The following is an 18,892-nucleotide window of genomic DNA, read 5'->3' as shown; positions in this document are numbered from 1 at the left end:
CGGGCTGAGCATCGGCTGTGAAAGGCCCGCGGCGCCGGTCCGTTCGGATGATCCGCACAGGTGGGTTCGTTATACCTGAACAGCGACGAGAGGACCACAAAATGGCAGACCGCAGTCTGCGCGGCATCCGACTCGGCGCCCAGAGCCTACAGAGCGAAGAGGGCGTCGTGTTCCATGAACGCGCACAGCACATGTACACATGCTCGTCCTGCGGACGAGACACCACACTGACTTTCGCAGCGGACGCCGAAGTGCCCGAGGCGTGGGAGTGCCGCACGTGCGGCGCCGAGGCGCTGCTTCGCATCGGAGAGGGCACGGCCACGGTCGACCACTCCGGCGACAAGGCGCCCCGCAGCCACTGGGACATGCTGCTCGAGCGGCGAACGGTCCCCGAGCTCGAGGAGCTCCTCGAAGAGCGCCTGGCGCTGCTGCGCGAACGGCGCGGCGCCGGATCAGCGGCCGACAAGATCAGCGCCTGACGATCACTCCGTCTCAGCGACGCCGGACCCCTCGTGGGCCGGCGTCGCTTTCGTGTTGCGCAGCCTCCGCCGACGGGAAAGAGCCAGCGCGCCGCCCAGCCCGAGGAGGAACAGTGCGCTCCCCCACCCGATGACGCCCTGAACGGCACCGCCGACGACCACTGCGGGCGTCAGACCCGTGCGAAGCGGCACGTCGGCGATGATGTGGCCCGACTCGCCGGCGGGAAGCCCGGCCACCGTGGTGCCGTCGGGGGCGATGACCTGGCTCGTGCCCACCGTCGAGATGTTCACCACCGCTCGCCCGGTCTCGATCGCGCGCATACGCGCGAAGGCGAGCTGCTGCAGGTTCTCGTCGGTGTCGCGGAAGTCGGCGTTGTTGGTCTGGAACATGAAGACTTCGGCCCCCGCGGCCGCGCCGTCCCAGATGACCTGGTCGTAGATGACGTCGAAGCAGATCGCGAGTCCCACACCGACGCCGTTCACATCGAAGAAGGGCGGGTTGGTCCCGGGCGTGTACTCGCGCTGGATGAGACCCACGAGGTCGGGGACGAGCATCTCGAAGAACCACCGATCGGGAACGTACTCCCCCATCGGAACGGGGTTCGCTTTGTCGTGCAGAGCGACCGCTCCCTCATCCGCCTGCCACAGCAGCGAGGTGTTGAAGGTGTCGTCGCCCCGCGTCGTCGCGGCGTTGACGATAAGCGGGGCGTCGGCGCGCTCGGCGAGGGCGTCCAGCACGGCCGCCGTGCCGGCGTCCGTGAGGGGGTCGGAGTCGATGCCCCCCTCGGGCCACAGCACGACGTCCAGATCCTCGCCGAGGAGCGGTCCCGACGCGTCCAGCTGGGCACGCAGCACCGCGTTGCGGGTGCGCTCGTCGAAGTATCCCGACGGGCCGTTGCCCTGCACGGCACCCACCCGCAGCTCCCCGGCCGCTGACGTGGGGAACTGCGGAGTCACCAGGAGGACGGTCGCGAGGGCGGCGGCCGGCAGCGCCGTCCGCACATCGCGCAGCCGCCCGAGCCGCAGCCATTCGATGACGGCGGCCGCGAGGAAGACCATCAGGAACGTGAGTCCCGCGACGCCCGTCCACGACGCCACATGCGCCAGCGGACTCTCGGACTGGCTCATCCCGATCCGGCCCCAGGGGAACCCGGTGTAGGGCCACGAGCCCATGAACAGCTCGCGCGCCGTCCACAGCCCTGCCACGAGCGCCGGAAGCGCGACCAGCCTCACCGCAGCAGTCCGCCCCGACCGCGGCATCCATCGGTAGGCCAGGGCGATCGGGATCGAGCCGACCGCCATGAACACCGTCTCGATGCCGGCGAGGGCGAACCACGGGATGACGCCGAGATAGCGCGTGATCCAGACGATGTGGATGAGGTAGAACGTCGCCCCGAAGGCCAGCCCCACGAGGAGGGCGCCGCCTGCGCTCCGCCCGATCAGCGCGACCAGGGCGCAGGCCACGGCGACCGGCGCGAGGGGCCACCAGCCGACGTCCGGGAACGCGAGGTCGAGTGTGACGCCGCCCACCACCGAGACGAGCACCGCGAACCACAGCGGAAGCAGGGGGCGGGGTGCGCCGACGGGGATCACGTCGTCGAGCCTAAAGGGCACCGCAGAAGTCACCGGGGCTCACACGGAACTGTAGGCGACGATTCCGCGCCGGACCTGATCGAGAGCGCTGCGAGCGGTCGTCGCGACCTCCGGCGACGCGACGAGCGACAGCTGATCGAGCAGGTCGATGGTCTGCTTGCTCCACCGCACGAAGTCTCCGGCTGCCATGTCGGCCTCGCCGAGCACACGGTCCAGGGCGCCGCCGCGTGCCCACATGTGCATGGCCTGGGCGAGACCGGTGGCGATCGGCTCGCTTCCGGGCAGCCGGTGGTCCTGCTCGAGATCGTCCAGCTTCTGCCACAGATCCTGCGTGGCCGCCAGCGCCGGGCGGAAGGGACCCGCGGGCAGCCGGTGCTCCCCCGGGCCGGCTTCGTCGCGGCGCGGCTCGTACACCAGGGCGCACGCCAGCGCTGCCAGCGACGGAGCGTCGAGCTTCGTCCACAGCCCCTGACGCAGACTCTCGGCGACGAGCAGATCGCGTTCGCCGTAGATGCGCCTCATCGTCCGCCCCGCCTCGGTGAGGGTGACCCGCCCGTCGTCGGCGGTCCGCACGTAGTCGAGGGCGGTGAGCACGTCGACGACGCGGTCGAAGACCCGGGCCACGGTGCCGGTGCGGTTGTCGATCTGTCGACGCGCACGTTCGACCTCGCGACGCAGCTTCTCGTGGCGCTCGGCCCAGCGGGCATGCTGTTCGCGCTCCGGGCACTGGTGGCACGCGTGACGCTGGATGCGCTTGCGGAGGCTCGCGATCTCGCGAAGGCGTGCATCACGGGTGGCGCGGGACGCGGTCGCATCCTTGCGGTTGAGCTTCTCGACGTCGCTCAGCGCTCTGCGCAGGCCGGCATAGCCCGGGAAGTCGCCTCGGTCACAGGTCATCGCCTCGGCATAGCCGGCCAGCGACTCCTCCTTCTCGCGGACCTGTCGCGCGAGCCCGACGACGGCGCGGTCGGCCTGGAACTGGGCGAACGACGACTCGAGCACCTCGCGCGCCCGCGGTCGGCCGAACTGGTCGATGAGATTCACCGCCATGTTGTACGTAGGCCGGAAACTCGAGTTGAGCGGATAGGTCCGACGCGAGGCGAGGGCCGCCACCTGCTGCGGATCGAGGCCTTCGGTCCATTGGATGACGGCGTGGCCCTCGACGTCGATGCCGCGTCGACCGGCTCGTCCGGTGAGCTGGGTGTACTCCCCGGACGTGATCGCGACACGCGCCTCGCCGTTGAACTTCTCGAGCTTCTCGAGCACGACGGTCCGGGCCGGCATGTTGATGCCGAGCGCCAGGGTCTCGGTGGCGAACACGACCTTCACGAGCTTGCGTTGGAACAGCTCTTCGACGACTTCCTTGAACGCCGGCAGGAGGCCCGCGTGGTGGGACGCGACGCCGCGCTCGAGGTTGTCGAGCCACTCCCAGTACCCGAGCACCGCGAGGTCCTCGTCCGGAAGGGTGCGCGTGCGCTCCTCGACGATCGCGCGGATCTCGGCGCGCTCCTCGGGCGAGGTCAGGCGGACCCCGCCGCGCCGCACCTGCTGCACGGCGGCGTCGCAGCCCACCCGGCTGAAGATGAAGAAGATCGCCGGAAGCAGGTTGCTGCGGTGGAGGAGTTCGACCACGTCGGGCCGATCGAGTCTCTCGATCCGGCGGGCGTTCGCCGCCCGCACGGGGCGGCGACCACCCCGCTGCGGCCGTCGCGAGGAGTAGCCGTCGCGGTGCGCGCCGCTGCGCGCCGCCTGCGCGCTGCGGTTGCCTTCGAAGCTCGGGCCCTTGAACGAGCGCAGGCGCATGAGCTCCTGGTTCACCTGCGCGGTGGCGATCCCGGCCCGGTCGTCGAAGAGAGGAAGGAGGTCGCCCCGGACGAGGACGTGCTGCTCCAACGGCACCGGCCGCACTTCGGAGACGATCACCTCGGTGTCGCCGCGAACCGTGTCGAGCCAGTCTCCGAACTCCTCCGCATTCGAGACGGTGGCCGACAGCGACACCAGGCGCACGGTCTGCGGCAGGTGGATGATCACCTCTTCCCACACGGCCCCCCGGAAGCGATCGGCGAGGTAGTGGACCTCGTCCATCACCACGAACCGCAGACCCTGCAGCGCCGGCGAGTCCGCGTACAGCATGTTGCGCAGCACCTCGGTCGTCATCACCACGATCCGCGCCGAGCCGTTGATGTTCGTGTCACCGGTGAGGAGACCGACCTGGTCGGCGCCGTACACCGCCTGCAGCTCGCGGAACTTCTGATTGGAGAGCGCCTTCATCGGCGTGGTGTAGAACGCCTTGTCGCCCGGCTCGTTCATCGCGAGGTGGATGGCGAACTCGCCGACGATGGTCTTCCCCGCCCCGGTCGGCGCGGCCACCAGAACGCTCCGGCCGTCCTCGAGGGCGCGGCATCCCGCGATCTGGAAGGGGTCGAGCTCGAACTGCTGAGCGCGGGCGAACTCCGCCGTCACCGGGTGATCCCGGTCCTGCCGGCTCGCCTCACTGGCGCGGGCGAATCGTTCGGCGGGCCCCGGTTCGCTCATACGGTGTCCGTCCCGGCGGCCAGGATCGCGGCATCCCGTTTGGCGCGGTGACGGTCGAAAAGCAGCGACAGTCCGCCCGCGGCGAAGAACAGGACGGTGAGGATGCCGGCGAGCATCAGCATGCTCACCACGTCGGCAGCCGGTGTCGCGAGGGCGGCGAACGTGGTCGCCACCAGGATCGCGACGCGCCATCCCTTCAGGATCGCGCGGCCGGACATGATGCCGGCGACGTTCAGCGCGACGAGGAAGACCGGGAGGACGAAGGCGACGCCGATCACGATCATGAGCTTGAAGACGAAGTCGTAGTACTCCGCGGCGCTGTAGAAGTTGACGCCGCCCTCGGGGGTGAATCCCCACATCAGCTCGATGACGTGGGGGACGATGAGGATGCCCACGTAGCAGCCCGCGAAGAAGAGCGGGATGGCCGCCGCCACGAAGCTGATCGTGTACCGGATCTCCTTTCTCGTGAGACCCGGCATGATGAACGCCCAGACCTGCCACAGCCAGACGGGCGCCGACAGGAAGATGCCGATCGAGAACGCGATGCGCATGCGCATGTCGAACGCGCTCGTGACGTTCGTGAAGTTCAGGGCCGAGAAGTCGTCACCCCGACGCTCCGCGATCTCGCGGATGGGACCGGTGATCCAATGGATGATCGGGTCGGTGATGATGAATGCGACGACCATCCCCACGACGAGGGCGATCGCGGCGAACATGATCCGCCGACGCAGTTCGACCAGGTGCGCCCCGAGCGACATCCGCTTGTCGCGGCGAGGGAGGTCGGGATCCTCCGTCCGCGGCGGTCCGGCGGTGACCATCAGGCCTCAGGGGCGGTGATCGGAGGCGCTGTCCCCCGTGGCCGGCGGCGCCGTGGAGGGCGCGGACGACGGGGTCGCCCCCGGGGTGGTCCCGGCGACACCCGGCTCCGCCGACGTGGTGCCGGCTGCGGCATCCTCGTCCTTCATCGCCTTCATCTCACCCTTGAAGACCCGCGCGGACTGTCCGACGCTCTTCGCCAGGGCGGGCAGCTTTGCCGCGCCGAAGAGGAGCAGGATCACAGCGAGCAGAATGAGAAGGTGCCAGCCGTTGAGGTTGCCGAACATGATGCACTCCGTCGTCTCGCGTACAGGGGTGGTGACAGTCTAGCCCGCGACATCCCGCGGGCCGCCGTTGCGGCATCCGCGTTATCTGAACGTCACGTGTACTGCGCCAGACCGGCAGCGGCCCACTCCGCGGCCGCGCGTCGGGCGCCGGCCGGCTCGAGGATCTCGACCTCTCCGCCACGGCGCGCGGCGAGGCGCCGCAGGCTCGCGGCATCGGCGATCCGCATCGTCGCCGTCGACTCGGATCCCGTGGTCTCGACGGCGGCCCGTTCGAGGTAGTCGCCCAGCAGCGGTGCGACGGATGCCGGGAATCGCACCCGTGCGACCATGTCGTCCTCGCCGGGCTCGAACCATGCCGGGACCGGCTCCTCGCCGTGCGTGCTCGGGATGTCGGTCAGCTTGAGGTCGCTCACCCGGTCGAGGTGGAAGGTGCGCATCGCCTGCCGCAGGTGACACCAGCCCTGCAGATACCACTGCCCTTCGGCGATGTGGACCTTGACCGGATCGACGGTGCGGGCCGTGGGTGCGGCATCCGGGGCCTTGTAGGTGAAGGTCACCGCGACCGCCTCGCGCAGCGCGGCGGCGACGGCGTCACGGACGGCGTCCACGGGGCCGGGAGCGACGATCACCTCGGCCGGGGCGCTCGACGCGCCGCGGGCGAGCTTGGCGAGGAGCCCGGCGAACAGCTCGGTGTCGCCGACGCCGGGAAGGGCGCGCGCCAGCTGCAGCCCCGCCAGCAGCGCCGCCGCCTCGCGCGCGGTCAGCCGCGGCGCGCGCTCGAGGCCCACGGCGTGGGTGATGACGATGAGGTCATCCCGGTCCAGCAGGTCCCAGTCGATGTCGAACAGGTCGTTGGACATCTGCCAGTATCCGCCGTCGCCGGGAAGACCGATGACCGTCAGCCGCTCGACGAGCTGCCGCATCTGCTCGGGGGTGACATCGAACTCGTCCGCGGCCTCGGCGAGGGACACCTCGCCCTTGCCGACGAGATACGGCACGAGCTGCAGCAGGAGCGCCGCGCGATCGGTCGCAAGCGGCGATCGGGCGGCGGTCATGCGACGCCTCCGTGGCGCTCGAGAGCGGCGGTGAGTCTGTCGATGACGGCACGGCGCAGCTCGGGCGGCTCGACGACGCGCACCTCGGGACCGTAGGACGCCAGCTCGTCCGCGAACACATGCAGGTCGACGTAGCGCACGCGCACGCCCTGATCGGCGGGCTCCGCGCGTCGTGCGAGGCGGAGTGCCGCCTCGGTGCCGGGATTGACCTCAAGCAGGGCCGCATTCCGAGCCGCGACCTGTTCCAGTCCCGACAGCGCGCGCTCCCCCGCGCCCGCGCGCAGAGCCGGGTCGAAGGTCTCGCGCTCGATGCGCACCGGTCCGACGATGCGCGACAGCAGGAACGTGCGTTCGGCATCGACGCCGAGGTCGGCGCCGTACACATGCCAGCGCGCCTCGTACTCCACCAGCGCGAGCGGCTGGACGCGGCGGGAGCGCGGGCGCTCCTCCCCCGGTTTCAGGTAGGGGAACGTCACGACGCAAGACTGCTCGATGGCCTGCTGGAGCGGCGCGAACGCAGCCTCGCGCACGCTGATGCGCGGTGAGAATCCGATGATGGGCTCGTCGACGGGGATTCCGAGCGCGCGGATCTTGCGCAGGCCGGTGCGGGCGTCCTTCGACATCGAGCCCTCCCGCCAGACTCCTCCGGCGAGATTGAGCAGCGCGATCTCGGCAGGCGTGAACACGATGTCGTCGGGGAGCTCGTACTCGGTCGACGGCACCCGGTACCTCGCCTCGCGCAGATCGTCGGGATCGGCCCAATCGCCGATGGTCTCGATCGGCACGCCCAGGCGACGGAGATTCTCCTTGTCGCGCTCGAACATCTTCTCGAGCGCGTCCTTCGAGGCGCCGGCCCCGCCCTGCTCGCGGTAGCCCGAGACCGACGAGAGGATGGTGTCCTTGGTGATCCCCTGCTCGGTGGCCATGAGCGCCACCACGAGGTTGACCAGCCGCTCCTCGGGCGGGATCTTCACAGGGGGTACGGCGGGCACCCCCTCATCCTAGGCGGCGGGCTGGTCCAGTCCGAGGATGTCGATCACGAACACCAGGGTGGAGTCGGCGGGGATCGACCCCTGCTCGGTGTCGCCGTAGCCGAGCTCCGGCGGGATCACCACCATGACCTGGGAGCCGACGGTCTGGCCCTCCAGCGCCTGCGCGAAGCCGGGGACGACGCCGTCCAGAGTGAGAGAGGCCGGTTCGGCGTCCCACGTGCTGTCGAAGACGGTGCGGTCATCCCAGAGGACGCCGGTGTAGTGGACGCGCACCGGGGTGTCGCCGGTGACCTCTTCGCCGTCGCCCTCCACGAGGGTCTGCACGACGAGGTCCTCGGGAGCGGCGCCGTCGGGGACGATGATGCCGGGACGCCCGTCGGGCGCGCGGACCACGGCGGGCAGGCCGTTGCCGGCGTTGAAGCGGAAGTCGCCCTCAGCCTTGGGCAGATAGACCTTGCGGACATCGACGACGGCGACGGCGGAGTCGTCTTCGCCGATGCCGAGTCCGGCCGCGGTCTGCGCTTCGATGTCGCCCGGGGCGAGCGCGATCGCCACGCGCGCGCCCTCTTCGGCGCACGACAGGGCGTCCTCGAAGCCGGGGAACGACGTGGTCCACTGGGTGAGCGGAATCGGGCTCGAGAGGTTGCCGTCATAGGCGGTGCTCACGATGAGATCGCCCGTCTCGCCGCTGATGAGGGTCACATCGAGGACGGCGAGCTGCGCGGTGGTCGTGATCTGCGTGCCCGAGCCCTCCTCGACGTCCGCGTAGGCCGTCGAGGACGTCTGGAAGGGTGCGTAGACCGAGACGTCCGGAACGTTCTCGATCGGCCCCGACACGGTGATCAGGTCCATCGTCTCGGCGTCCGAGACATCCGGCCGCGGGCACTCCGCCGCGGCTCCGGGCAGGGAGCAGCCGGTCAGTCCGACGGCGGTCAGGGCGACGGCGACGAGGGCAGCGGAGATCTTTCGCACCGCATCAGTCTAGAGGCGCCGATCACTCGTTCCCGTCGGCACCGCCTGCCGCGTGCCGCGCCCCATCGGCGGCGCGCCGGGCCTCGCGGACGCGCTTGCGCAGGTTCTTGTCGGTGATCTGCCGGTCGCCGACGGCTCCGGGCGTCCACAGCTCGACGTCTTCGTCGCCGTAGCTGGACTTCGACGCACGTCGCCGCACTTCGGGCGGGACCGCTCCCGGTGCCAGCCGGCGCGCCCACACCAGGAAGCCGGTGTGGGCGACCATCCGATGGTCGGGCCGAACGGCGAGCCCCTCGACGTGCCAGCCGCGGACCATCGTCTCGTTCGCGTCCGGCTCGGTGAACAGCCCGGTGCCGCGGATGTACTCCGCGACGCGGCTCAGCTGCGTCGCCGTCGCGACGTAGCAGACCACGACGCCGCCGGGCGTGAGCGCGTCGGCGACGACGTCGATGCACTCCCAGGGCGCGAGCATGTCGAGCACGACCCGATCCACGGATGCCGGTGCCACGGCCTCGGGCAGCGCTGCCACCAGATCGCCGACCACGACGTCCCAGTTGGACGGCGCCGTGCCGGTGAACGTCTCGACGTTCGCCCTGGCGACGTCGGCGAACTCCTCGCGACGCTCGAACGAGATCAGTCGTCCCTCGCCGCCGATCGCGCGCAGCAGCCACAGTGACAGGGCACCCGAGCCGACCCCGGCCTCGACGACCGTCGCGCCGGGGAAGACGTCCGCCTGGGCGAGGATCTGCGCGGCGTCCTTGGGGTAGACGATGGCGGCGCCGCGCGGCATCGACATCACGAAGTCCCGCAGCAGGGGGCGCAGGGCCAGGTACTCGTGGCCCGAGCTGTTGACCACGACCGACCCGTCCGGCTGGCCGATGAGGTCGCGGTGGCGCAGGACGCCGTGGTGCGTGTGCAGCTCGCCGTCCTCGCGCAGCGTCACGGTGTGGAGCCGCGCCTTGGGGCCGGTGAGCTGTACGCGGTCGCCGACACGGAAAGGCCCGCTGGGTCGTCCGGTCATCGGGTCGCCTCCTCGGGGGCGCGGGCAGGGTCGGAGGGGCAGGGTCGGGATGGGCGCGGCGGTGGGCTGTGTGGAAGGCGGCGACGTCCTGCGTCGTCCGGCCCTCGAGACTCGGCCACAAGGCGTGGGCGCCGGCGCCCTCGAGCGAGACCATGTGCGGCACGCCGAGCGAGGCGGCGCCGGACGCGACGGCTGAGCGGAGCCCGTTCGGGGAGTCCTCGATGGCCACCGCCTCGAGGGGCGAGACCCCGAGCACCTCGCACGCCTGCAGATACGGGTCCGGGAAGGGCTTCGGCCGCGTGGCGTCGTCGCCGGCGACCACCACGTCGAAGGCGTCGAAGTCGATGAGGTCGACCACCGACCGGGCCATCCGCCCCATGGACATCGTCACGAGTGCGGTCTTGATGCCCGCGCGGCGCAGGTCCGCCAGCAGCTCGCGCGCGCCGGGGCGGAACGGCACCCCGTCCTCGAGGAGCTGCCTCATCACCTCGTCGGTGAGGTGGTCGATGATCTCGTGAACGCCCAGGCGGACCCCGGCGGCCTGGAAGATGCGGGCCGAGTCCTCGAGCCCCATGCCCACCAGCGAGAGCGCCTGCTCGTGCGACCACGTGCCGCCGTAGCGCTCGACCAGCGGGGTCTCGGCGGCCATCCAGTACGGCTCGGTGTCGACGAGGGTGCCGTCCATGTCCCAGAGGACAGCGGCCAGGGGTGCGGGGGATGTCACTGCCCCATGCTACCCAGGCGGACTCGCCGGGCCGGCGCCCCGCCCGCGGCGCCCGGCGCCTATCCTGGTCTGAACCCCGCCGGGGATGAGGAGGTCGCGTGAACGGACTGGGTCGCCGAGTACTGGTCGCCGCGTTCGACGGATGGAACGACGCCGGTGAGGCGGCGTCCTCCGCCGTGACGCAGCTGCGCGACGAGGGCTCGTACGAACCGGTGTTCTCGGTCGATCCCGAGCTGTACTTCGACTACCAGTACACGCGTCCGCAGGTGTCCACCGACGCCGAAGGCCGCCGCGTCCTGACGTGGCCCGAGGCGACACTGCTGCGCCCGACCCGCGCGACCCGCGGCACGCAGCTGTGGCTGCTCACCGGCGTCGAGCCGGCTCGCGCATGGCAGGCCTTCGCCGCGGAGCTCATCGATGTGGCGCTGCGCGAGGACGTCACCGGCTTCGTCTCGATGGGGTCGATGATGTCCGATGTGCCCCACACCCGGCCGATCTCGGTCTTCGCGGGCAGCGACAACGAGCAGCTCCGCGCCAGTCACGGGCTCGAGCGCAGCAGCTACGAGGGGCCGGTCGGCATTCTGAGTGTCCTCGGTCACGCCGCCGATGCCGCCGGCATCCCCACCGCGAGCCTGTGGGCGAGCGTTCCGCACTACGTCGCCGGCCACACCCCGTCGCCGAAGGCCACCCTCGCCCTGCTGGACCGGCTCGAGGATCTCACCGGCGCTCCGATCCCGCGCGGCACGCTCGCGACAGATGCCGCCGCGTGGGAGGCGTCGATCGATGCGGCCGCCGCGGACGACGAGGAGATGACGGAGTACATCCGCCAGCTCGAGCGGACCCGTGACACGTGGGACTCCCCCGAGGCCTCGGGAGACGCGATCGCGCAGGAGTTCGAACGCTATCTCCGCCGTGGCGGCGGAGCGGGACCGCACAAGCCCGGGCGCGACGACCCGCGTCGCTGACCGGCGCGCCCCGTCGATCAGTAGGGCTGGAGGACGCCCATGCTCAGCAGCACGAGCAGCGTCGCGCCGAGCGCCACGCGGTAGATCACGAAGGGCAGGAAGCTGCGCTTGGAGATCCAGGCCATGAAGAACGCGATGACGCCGAGAGCGACGACGAACGCGACGACGGTGGCCACCACGGTCTCGCCGAGCGTGAACACGGCGGGCTCGTTCCAGCTCTTGAACAGCTGGTAGAACCCCGATCCGAAGACGGCCGGAATCGCCAGGAGGAACGCGTAGCGCGCGGCGGCTGCCCGCTCGTAGCCCATGAACAGGCCGGCGGTGATGGTGCCGCCGGACCGCGAGACGCCCGGGATGAGCGCCAGCGACTGCGCGAACCCGTACACGACGCCGTTGCCGACGGTGAGATCGTTCAGCTTCCGCTTCTTCGCACCGACCGCGTCGGCGATGCCCAGCAGCACGCCGAAGAAGATCAGCATCCCCGCAACCAGCCACAGCGACCGGAGGGTCGTCTCGATCTGGTCCTGGAACAGCAGACCCAGCACGACGATGGGGATGCTGCCGATGATGATCAGCCAGCCCATGCGGGCGTCCGGATCGTTCCGGGGGATCCGCCCGCCGAGCGAGCGGAACCAGTTGCCGATGATGCGGACGATGTCGCGCCAGAAGAAGACCACCACGGCCGCCTCGGTGCCGATCTGGGTGATGGCGGTGAAGGCGGCGCCGGGGTCCTGGGCACCCGGCAGGAACTCGCCGAGAATCCGCAGGTGGGCACTCGAGGAGATGGGCAGGAACTCGGTGAGCCCCTGGACCAGGCCCAGGATGATCGCCTCGAACAGCTGCATGGCGGGCGCCTTTCGTGAGGGGATGCCGGCGGTGGCGGCATCCGATCGTCAGTAGGTGCGGAGCAGATCGGCCAGGACGGCTTGACCGAAGACGAGCGCGTCGATCGGGACGCGCTCGTCGACGCCGTGGAACATCCCGGTGAAGTCGAGGCCCGCCGGCAGACGCAGCGGGGCGAAGCCGTATCCGGCGATGCCGAGGGTCGCCAGCGCCTTGTTGTCGGTGCCGCCTCCCATGAGGTACGGGACGACCGGCACTCCGGGGTCGTGGCGGCCGAGCGCGCCGACCATGGCGTCGACCAGGTCACCGGTGAAGGGCACCTCGAGCCCGATGTCGGCGTGCACGATCTCGACGTCGACGTCCGGGCCGACGATGCGGCGGATCTCGGCGAGCACGAGCTCCTCGGTGCCCGGGAGCGCCCGCACGTCGATGAGCGCCTCGGCACGGTCGGGGATGACGTTGTGCTTGTAGCCGGCGGTGAGACCGGTGGGATTGGTGGTGGTGCGCAGCGTCGACCGCAGGAAACCGGCGGCCTTTCCGGTGGTCTGCGCGACCGCGTCGGGGTCGACCGGGTCCGCACCGGTCAACGTCGCCAGCCGGTCCACCATCTCGCGCGTGGTGTCGGTGAGCTCGATCGGCCACGCCGTGCGACCGAGCGCAGCCACGCCCTCGGCCAGCGCGGTCACGGCGTTGTCGTGGTGGTGGCTCGATCCGTGCGCGGCACGGCCGTGCGCGACCAGGCGGATCCACACGAGCGCCTTCTCTCCGACCTGCAGGAGGTACGCTCGGCGCCCCGCCGCGTCGATCGAGTAGCCGCCGACTTCGCTGATGGCCTCGGTGGCGCCGTCGAACCAGTGTGCGCGGTTCTGGACCACCAGCGCGGACCCCTCCACACCGCCGTTCTCCTCATCGGCGAAGAACGTCACGATGAGATCGCGCTCGGGCTGCTCTCCCGCCCGCAGGATGTCGCCCACCGCGGTGAGGATCATGGCGTCCATGTCCTTCATGTCGACCGCACCTCGGCCCCACAGCATGCCGTCGCGGATCTCGCCGGCGAAAGGATCGACCGACCAGTCGGCGGCGACGGCCGGCACGACGTCGAGGTGCCCGTGCAGGACGAGCGCGGGCTTGTCGCGGTTGCGGCCCGGCACGCGCGCGCACACGTTGGTGCGGCGCGGAATGGGCTCGTAGAACTCCGGCTCCAGGCCGAGACCGCTGAGGTACGCACCCACGTACTCGGCGGCCTCGCGCTCGCCTTCGGCCCGTCCCCCGCCGTGATTGGTGGTGTCGAATCGGATGAGGTCGCGGGCGATCCGCGCGACCTCGGGCAGAGAGGATTCCGACGAGGGCATGCCGACCAACCTACCCCGGCTCTGTTGCCGGATCGTTTCACCGGCGTGCGGCCCGGCCCCAGTCGGCCGTGGCTCGCATCGGCGATGCGGATTCGATCGGGCGTCGACGACGTGGTAGTGTCGATCCTCGGTTGCGAAACCGAAAACCACCTGCGCGGGTGGCGGAATAGGTAGACGCGCTAGCTTGAGGTGCTAGTGCCCGTATAGGGCGTGGGGGTTCAAGTCCCCCCTCGCGCACAAAGTGAAAAAGGCCCCGATGAGGGGCCTTTTTCCGTTCCCGGGAGTGGGCGTCTCATCCGACGCTGACGCCGAACAGCAGACCCAGGGCGTAGGTGATCGCGGCGGCGCCGAAGCCGATCGCGAGCTGGCGCAGCGCTCGGCGCAGGGGCGGCGCGCCCGACAGGAGTCCGACCATCGCACCCGTCGAGAGCAGGGCGATTCCGACCAGGACGAGCGCGAGCACGACGGCTCCGAGACCGGACAGGCCGAACAGCCACGGCAGCACCGGGATGACGGCGCCGGATGCGAAGAAGAGGAAGCTCGAGGCCGCCGCCCCCAGGGCACCGCCGACGACCTCGTGATCCTCGCCGCCTTCGTCATGGCCGCGGTACGGCGTGGCCGCGTCGGCCGCGCGGGCGTCGACGAGGACGCGCGCGGCCTTCTCACGGGCGTCCTCGGCGCTCATTCCCCGCGTGCGGTACACCAGCGCCAGCTCGTTCGCGTCGAGGTCGAGGTCGGGCAGCACGTGGTCGGCGTCGTTGTTGGGCTGCGTGGCGGCGAGCAGCTCCCGCTGCGAGCGGACCGAGACGAACTCGCCGGCTCCCATCGACAGGGCTCCCGCGAGGAGTCCGGCGATGCCCGAGAAGAGCACGAACTGCGGCGCGACCCCGGTCGCCCCGATCCCGAGCACGAGGGCGAGATTCGACACGAGTCCGTCGTTGGCCCCGAACACCGCGGCCCGGAAGGTGCCCGACAGCCGACGTCGGCCGCGTGCGGCGAGGCCCCGGACGACTTCCTGGTGGATGCGCTCGTCCGCGGCCATCGCCGCGGTCGCGTGCGGGTCGGCGGCGTACGGGGAGCGCCCCTCGGCGTTCTGCGCCAGGGCGAGGACGAAGATCGACCCGAACCGCCGTGCCATCCGTCCCAGCAGTCGCGTGCGGGTGTCCGGCCGCGGGAGCCGCGCGGGCTCGCCGCCGAGGAGATCGAGCCAGTGCGCCTCGTGCCGCCCCTCGGCGTCGGCGAGGGCGATCAGGATGGCACGCTCCTCGCCCTCGCGCCGGGCCGCGAGCTCGCGATACACCCGCGCTTCGGCGCGCTCGTTGACGAGGTACTGCGCCCAGCGGCGTCGATCGCGGTCGGTGGCTGCGGTGGGCGCGCTCAAACAGGTCTCCGGTGGGTGCGGAAGCGGGTGGGGACCCGTAAACGCTACTGAGCCGCCCGAGCGGAAACCGGCTCGAAGCGGGGATTGCCAGCATTTCGGAGCCCCGAAGCGGGCTCGCTCACGCCCGGACGCGGGAGCGCAGCGTGTCGATGCGCGACTGCAGCTGCGCGACGGTGGCCTGCGAGACGGCCGGTCCGCCGCAGATCCGGCGAAGCTCGGCGTGGATCGCGCCGTGGGGCTCGCCGGACTGCCGGGCGTAGAGCCCGACCAGGCTGTTCAGCAGCTGGCGCTGCTCCTTCAGCGTCCGGTGCAGCGCCACGGGCGGCGCCGCAGCGGGCGACGCCTCACCGGTGGCCTCCCGAGCCTCGCGGGCGTGACGGTGGCGCCCCTGCCGCACCTGTCGCTGCATGAGCAGCTCGTGGACGTGCTCGGGCTCCAGCAAGCCGGGGAGCCCCAAGAACTCCTCCTCCTCGGGGGTGCCCGGCACCGCCAGCTGTCCGAACTCGCGACCGTCGTACAGGACCCGATCGAAGTGCGCCTGCGAGCCGAGTGCCTGGTACGTGAACTCCTCGGTGAGGGCATCGGATGCCTTGTCCTCACGCTCCGCGGCATCCATCAGATCGTCGTCCAGCGCCCACTCGTCGTCGCCGTCGCTGTCGCGGTCCAGCGCGTGATCGCGCTGACGCTCCATCTCGCCGGCCAGGGCGATCAGCTGCGGAACATGCGGAAGGAAGACGCTCGCGGTCTCACCGCGGCGGCGTGCGCGCACGAAGCGGCCGATGGCCTGGGCGAAGAACAGCGGGGTCGAAGCCGAGGTGGCGTAGACGCCGACGGCGAGGCGCGGCACGTCGACACCCTCGGACACCATGCGCACGGCGACCATCCACCGGCTCGTCCCCGCGGCGAAGGTCTCGATGCGCGACGACGCCTCGGCCTCATCGGAGAGGACCACCGTGGGTTCCTCCCCCGTGAGCTCGCGCAGGATCGCGGCGTACGCACGCGCGGCGGTCTGGTCGGTGGCGATCACCAGACCCCCGGCATCCGGCACCTGCTCCCGCACTTCGCTGAGACGGCGGTCGGCCGAGCGCAGCACGGCCGGGATCCATTCGCCCTCCGGGTCGAGGGCGGTGCGCCACGCCTGGGAGGTGATGTCCTTGGTGTTGTCCTGGCCGAGCTGCGCCTCCATCTCATCACCGGTCTTGGTGCGCCAGCGCATCTGACCGGCGTAGACCAGGAAGATGACCGGACGCACGACGCCGTCCTCCAGCGCCCGTCCGTACCCGTAGCTGTAGTCGGTGCGCGAGATGCGGATGCCCTTGTCGTCCGGGTGGTACTCCACGAACGGGATGGGGGCGGTGTCGCTGCGGAAGGGCGTCCCCGACAGCAGCAGGCGTCGCGTGGCGCGCCCGTACGCCTCGCGGAGCGCGTCTCCCCAGCTGAGGGCATCGCCGCCGTGGTGCACCTCGTCGAGGATGACGAGGGTGCGTCTGTCCATGACCAGGCGCTGATGGACCGAGGCCTTGACGGCGACCTGGGCGTACGTCACCGCGACGCCGTGATAGTGACGGGCGGGGGTGGCGTGGCGGTTGCTGAAGGCCGGGTCCAGCCGGATCGAGACCCGCGCGGCGGCGTCCGCCCACTGCGTCTTCAGGTGCTCGGTGGGGGCGACGACCACGATGCGGTCCACCACGCGGCGCCGCATCAGCTCGGTAGCCAGGCGGAGGGCGAAGGTCGTCTTGCCGGCGCCGGGCGTCGCGGCGGCCAGGAAGTCCCGGGGGCCGGAGCCCTGGCCGTCGGGACCGTCGAGCCCGAAGTACAGATCGAGCGCCTCGGCCTGCCATGCCCGCAGCCGCTGAGCCGTTCCCCAGGGCGCGCGCTGCGGGAAGGCCGGAGAGAGGTGCTCCGCGGCGAAGCTGCCGATGTGCGGTGATCCACCGGATGCGGGTTCGGCCGACGTCTCGACGTGGTCCACCGGCAGCCTCCTCCCACTCGCGACAGCGAGTCTCCACGATAGGCGACCCCGACCCCACGGCCGGCACCCGTGAGTCCGGCGCGAGCGGACGCACCCGGGGCCCCGCCGACCGACGGTTAGGCTGGATCGAGGTCACGAACCGAGGAACACCCATGCCGACGAGCGACGACTCCCGCACCCCGTACATCCCCAACCCGCAGCAGCACCCCTGGCGACGCTACGTCGCGATCGGCGACTCGTTCACCGAGGGGATCGGCGACCCCGAGCCGTCGTCCCCGGGGGGTCATCGCGGCTGGGCCGACCGGGTCGCCGAAGTGCTCTCGAGCACGGTCGACGACTTCGCCTACGCCAACCTGGCCGTGCGGGGAAAGCTCATCGGGCAGATCGTCGACACGCAGCTCGAGCCCGCGATCGCCCTCAAGCCCGATCTGGTGACCTTCTCCGCCGGCGGCAATGACGTCATCCGCCCGACATCGGATCCCGACGCGGTCGCCGAGGTGTTCGAGGACGCGGTCGTGCGCCTCAGCGCGGACGGCGCGACGGTCGTCGTCTTCACCGGCATCGACACGCACTTCACACCGGTCTTCCGCGGGATCCGCGGCAAAGTCGCCATCTACAACGAGAACATCCGGGCGATCGCGGACCGCTACGACTGCATCGTCGCCGATCAGTGGGCGCTCAAGGAGATCCAGGACATGCGGTTCTTCGACGACGACCGTCTGCACCTGAATGCGCTCGGCCACCATGAAGTGGCGCGGATGGTGCTGCGCGCGCTCAACGTGCCGAACGACCTGCAGCCGATGCAGCCAGACCCGCTCCCCCGCCGCACGTGGCGCCAGGCCCGCGCGGTGGACCTGGTCTGGGCGCGCGAGCATTTCGTCCCGTGGGTGCTGCGGCGCGTGCGCCACCAGTCCTCGGGCGATCTGGTCACCGCGAAGCGGCCCGACCCGCTGCCGATGGCGCGTCCGGCGACCCGGGAGGACGCGGACGAGCCGTCCGGCGTCGACGACGAGCGCCCCTGAACCTCAACGCCTGCGCAGCTCCCACAGCGCGACGGCGCTGGCCGCGGCGACGTTGAGGGAATCCACTCCCCCGGCCATCGGGATCGTCACGACGGTGTCGGCCGCCTCGAGGGCCGCGCGGGAGAGACCGTCGCCCTCGGCACCGAGGACGAGCGCCACCTTCCCCGGCCTGGACGCCGCATAGTCGTCCAGCGCGACCGCCCCCTCGGCGAGGGCGAGCGCGGCGATGTCGAAACCCGCCCCGTGGAGGACCCCGGCCGCGGCGGGCCACTCCGGCAGGCGGGTCCACGGCACCTGGAACACCGTCCCCATGCTCACCCTGACGCTCCGGCGGTAGAGCGGATCGGCGCACCGCGGACTGATGAGCACCGCATCGGCGCCGAGGCCCGCGGCCGCGCGGAAGATGGCGCCGACGTTGGTGTGGTCCACGATGTCCTCGAGCACCACGACGAGCCGGGACGCCGCCAGGAGCTCGGCCGCCGGAGCGAGTGCGGGTCGGTGCATCGCCGCGAGGATCCCCCGGTGCACGGCGTAGCCCGTGAGGCCTTCGGCCACCGCGGCGTCCACCACGTAGACGGGGACATCGCGCCCCGCCAGCAGCCGTTCCGCGTCGGCGCGCCACTTGTCCTGCACCAGCACCGACCGCACCCGATGACCGGCGGCCAGGGCTCTGGTCAGCACCTTCGCCGACTCCGCGATGTAGAGCCCTCCGGCAGGCTCCATCACCCGCCGGAGGGCCACATCGGTGAGATCGCGATAGTCCACCAGCCGCGGGTCACCGGCATCCTCGATCGACTCGAACGACATCGACACCTCCGCTCTCCACTCTCGCAGGTGCCGGGGCGACGGCCGTAACATCCCCGAAAACGCCTGCGCCTACACT

The 18,892-nt window shown here is 70.9% G+C and carries 16 protein-coding genes, 1 tRNA gene and 1 pseudogene; 4 read left to right on the top strand and 14 right to left on the bottom strand.

Annotated elements, in window-relative coordinates:
• Positions 1 to 101: 101 nt before the first annotated feature.
• Positions 102 to 479 carry an RNA polymerase-binding protein RbpA gene (locus NFR93_RS01700; RefSeq protein WP_251449605.1) on the top strand — a complete coding sequence of 126 codons (378 nt, stop codon included), beginning with the start codon at positions 102 to 104 and terminating at the stop codon, positions 477 to 479.
• Positions 480 to 482: 3 nt separating this feature from the next.
• On the opposite strand, the gene lnt is transcribed toward NFR93_RS01700, so the two are convergent.
• From lnt to NFR93_RS01655, 9 genes and pseudogenes are all read right to left on the bottom strand, one after another.
• Positions 483 to 2,069: an apolipoprotein N-acyltransferase gene (lnt, locus tag NFR93_RS01695; RefSeq protein WP_502846267.1), complete on the bottom strand. Its 1,587-nt coding sequence runs from the start codon at positions 2,067 to 2,069 to the stop codon at positions 483 to 485.
• Between the two features lie 42 nt (positions 2,070 to 2,111).
• On the bottom strand, positions 2,112 to 4,607 hold the full coding sequence (locus NFR93_RS01690) for a DEAD/DEAH box helicase (protein WP_251449603.1): 2,496 nt from the start codon (positions 4,605 to 4,607) through the stop codon (positions 2,112 to 2,114).
• The gene (gene tatC, locus NFR93_RS01685) at positions 4,604 to 5,425 is read right to left on the bottom strand and encodes a twin-arginine translocase subunit TatC (protein WP_251449602.1); all 822 of its coding nucleotides are present in this window, start codon (positions 5,423 to 5,425) and stop codon (positions 4,604 to 4,606) included. Before tatC ends, NFR93_RS01690 begins: the two co-directional genes overlap by 4 nt.
• Before the next feature lie 6 nt (positions 5,426 to 5,431).
• Positions 5,432 to 5,710: a Sec-independent protein translocase subunit TatA gene (gene tatA / locus NFR93_RS01680; protein ID WP_251449601.1), complete on the bottom strand. Its 279-nt coding sequence runs from the start codon at positions 5,708 to 5,710 to the stop codon at positions 5,432 to 5,434.
• Positions 5,711 to 5,802: 92 nt separating this feature from the next.
• Complete coding sequence (locus NFR93_RS01675; protein WP_251449600.1) at positions 5,803 to 6,765, bottom strand: helix-turn-helix transcriptional regulator; 963 nt, start codon at positions 6,763 to 6,765, stop codon at positions 5,803 to 5,805.
• Positions 6,762 to 7,757, bottom strand: coding sequence for a helix-turn-helix transcriptional regulator (locus NFR93_RS01670; RefSeq protein ID WP_251449599.1), 996 nt, complete (start codon positions 7,755 to 7,757; stop codon positions 6,762 to 6,764). The genes NFR93_RS01675 and NFR93_RS01670 overlap by 4 nt, the downstream gene beginning before the upstream one ends.
• 9 nt (positions 7,758 to 7,766) lie before the next feature.
• Positions 7,767 to 8,729: an FKBP-type peptidyl-prolyl cis-trans isomerase gene (locus tag NFR93_RS01665; RefSeq protein ID WP_251449598.1), complete on the bottom strand. Its 963-nt coding sequence runs from the start codon at positions 8,727 to 8,729 to the stop codon at positions 7,767 to 7,769.
• 22 nt (positions 8,730 to 8,751) lie between these two features.
• Complete coding sequence (locus NFR93_RS01660) at positions 8,752 to 9,750, bottom strand: tRNA (adenine-N1)-methyltransferase (RefSeq protein WP_251449597.1); 999 nt, start codon at positions 9,748 to 9,750, stop codon at positions 8,752 to 8,754.
• 58 nt (positions 9,751 to 9,808) lie between these two features.
• Positions 9,809 to 10,474, bottom strand: a pseudogene (locus NFR93_RS01655) (HAD family hydrolase); the annotation flags it as partial.
• A 98-nt stretch (positions 10,475 to 10,572) separates the two neighbouring features.
• Between NFR93_RS01655 and NFR93_RS01650 the strand changes: the two are divergent.
• Positions 10,573 to 11,439 carry a PAC2 family protein gene (locus NFR93_RS01650; protein WP_251449596.1) on the top strand — a complete coding sequence of 289 codons (867 nt, stop codon included), beginning with the start codon at positions 10,573 to 10,575 and terminating at the stop codon, positions 11,437 to 11,439.
• Positions 11,440 to 11,456: 17 nt separating this feature from the next.
• On the opposite strand, the gene NFR93_RS01645 is transcribed toward NFR93_RS01650, so the two are convergent.
• Complete coding sequence (locus NFR93_RS01645) at positions 11,457 to 12,284, bottom strand: undecaprenyl-diphosphate phosphatase (RefSeq protein ID WP_251449595.1); 828 nt, start codon at positions 12,282 to 12,284, stop codon at positions 11,457 to 11,459.
• Between the two features lie 48 nt (positions 12,285 to 12,332).
• Positions 12,333 to 13,634 (bottom strand): M20/M25/M40 family metallo-hydrolase, encoded by a 1,302-nt coding sequence (locus tag NFR93_RS01640; RefSeq protein ID WP_251449594.1) that lies wholly within the window; start codon positions 13,632 to 13,634, stop codon positions 12,333 to 12,335.
• Between the two features lie 152 nt (positions 13,635 to 13,786).
• Between NFR93_RS01640 and NFR93_RS01635 the strand changes: the two genes are divergently transcribed.
• A tRNA-Leu gene (locus NFR93_RS01635) sits at positions 13,787 to 13,871 on the top strand.
• Between the two features lie 55 nt (positions 13,872 to 13,926).
• Here the strand turns inward: NFR93_RS01635 and NFR93_RS01630 are convergent.
• Positions 13,927 to 15,015, bottom strand: a complete 1,089-nt coding sequence (locus tag NFR93_RS01630; RefSeq protein WP_251449593.1) for a VIT1/CCC1 transporter family protein — start codon at positions 15,013 to 15,015, stop codon at positions 13,927 to 13,929.
• Positions 15,016 to 15,133: 118 nt separating this feature from the next.
• Positions 15,134 to 16,987 carry a DEAD/DEAH box helicase gene (locus NFR93_RS01625; protein WP_251449592.1) on the bottom strand — a complete coding sequence of 618 codons (1,854 nt, stop codon included), beginning with the start codon at positions 16,985 to 16,987 and terminating at the stop codon, positions 15,134 to 15,136.
• Between the two features lie 152 nt (positions 16,988 to 17,139).
• Between NFR93_RS01625 and NFR93_RS01620 the strand changes: the two genes are divergently transcribed.
• Positions 17,140 to 18,009 (top strand): SGNH/GDSL hydrolase family protein, encoded by an 870-nt coding sequence (locus NFR93_RS01620; protein WP_251449591.1) that lies wholly within the window; start codon positions 17,140 to 17,142, stop codon positions 18,007 to 18,009.
• A gap of 3 nt (positions 18,010 to 18,012) precedes the next feature.
• Here NFR93_RS01620 and NFR93_RS01615 read toward each other — a convergent pair whose 3' ends face one another.
• Positions 18,013 to 18,816 carry a TrmH family RNA methyltransferase gene (locus NFR93_RS01615; RefSeq protein ID WP_251449590.1) on the bottom strand — a complete coding sequence of 268 codons (804 nt, stop codon included), beginning with the start codon at positions 18,814 to 18,816 and terminating at the stop codon, positions 18,013 to 18,015.
• Positions 18,817 to 18,892 lie beyond the last annotated feature (76 nt).

Source organism: Microbacterium sp. Marseille-Q6648 (genome assembly GCF_943181415.1).
Classification (GTDB): Bacteria; Actinomycetota; Actinomycetes; order Actinomycetales; family Microbacteriaceae; genus Microbacterium.
Note: the sequence above shows the minus strand (reverse complement) of the source record. Positions and strands in the feature narration are given on the sequence as shown.

Bases quoted from the DNA above. Each gene is read 5' to 3' on its own strand.
- NFR93_RS01700 (WP_251449605.1), top strand. From the start codon at position 102: ATGGCAGACCGCAGTCTGCGCGGCATCCGACTCGGCGCCCAGAGCCTA.
- NFR93_RS01690 (WP_251449603.1), bottom strand. From the start codon at position 4,607: ATGAGCGAACCGGGGCCCGCCGAACGATTCGCCCGCGCCAGTGAGGCG.
- tatC (WP_251449602.1), bottom strand. From the start codon at position 5,425: ATGGTCACCGCCGGACCGCCGCGGACGGAGGATCCCGACCTCCCTCGC.
- tatA (WP_251449601.1), bottom strand. From the start codon at position 5,710: ATGTTCGGCAACCTCAACGGCTGGCACCTTCTCATTCTGCTCGCTGTG.
- NFR93_RS01675 (WP_251449600.1), bottom strand. From the start codon at position 6,765: ATGACCGCCGCCCGATCGCCGCTTGCGACCGATCGCGCGGCGCTCCTG.
- NFR93_RS01660 (WP_251449597.1), bottom strand. From the start codon at position 9,750: ATGACCGGACGACCCAGCGGGCCTTTCCGTGTCGGCGACCGCGTACAG.
- NFR93_RS01645 (WP_251449595.1), bottom strand. From the start codon at position 12,284: ATGCAGCTGTTCGAGGCGATCATCCTGGGCCTGGTCCAGGGGCTCACC.
- NFR93_RS01640 (WP_251449594.1), bottom strand. From the start codon at position 13,634: ATGCCCTCGTCGGAATCCTCTCTGCCCGAGGTCGCGCGGATCGCCCGC.
- NFR93_RS01620 (WP_251449591.1), top strand. From the start codon at position 17,140: ATGCCGACGAGCGACGACTCCCGCACCCCGTACATCCCCAACCCGCAG.
- NFR93_RS01615 (WP_251449590.1), bottom strand. From the start codon at position 18,816: ATGTCGTTCGAGTCGATCGAGGATGCCGGTGACCCGCGGCTGGTGGAC.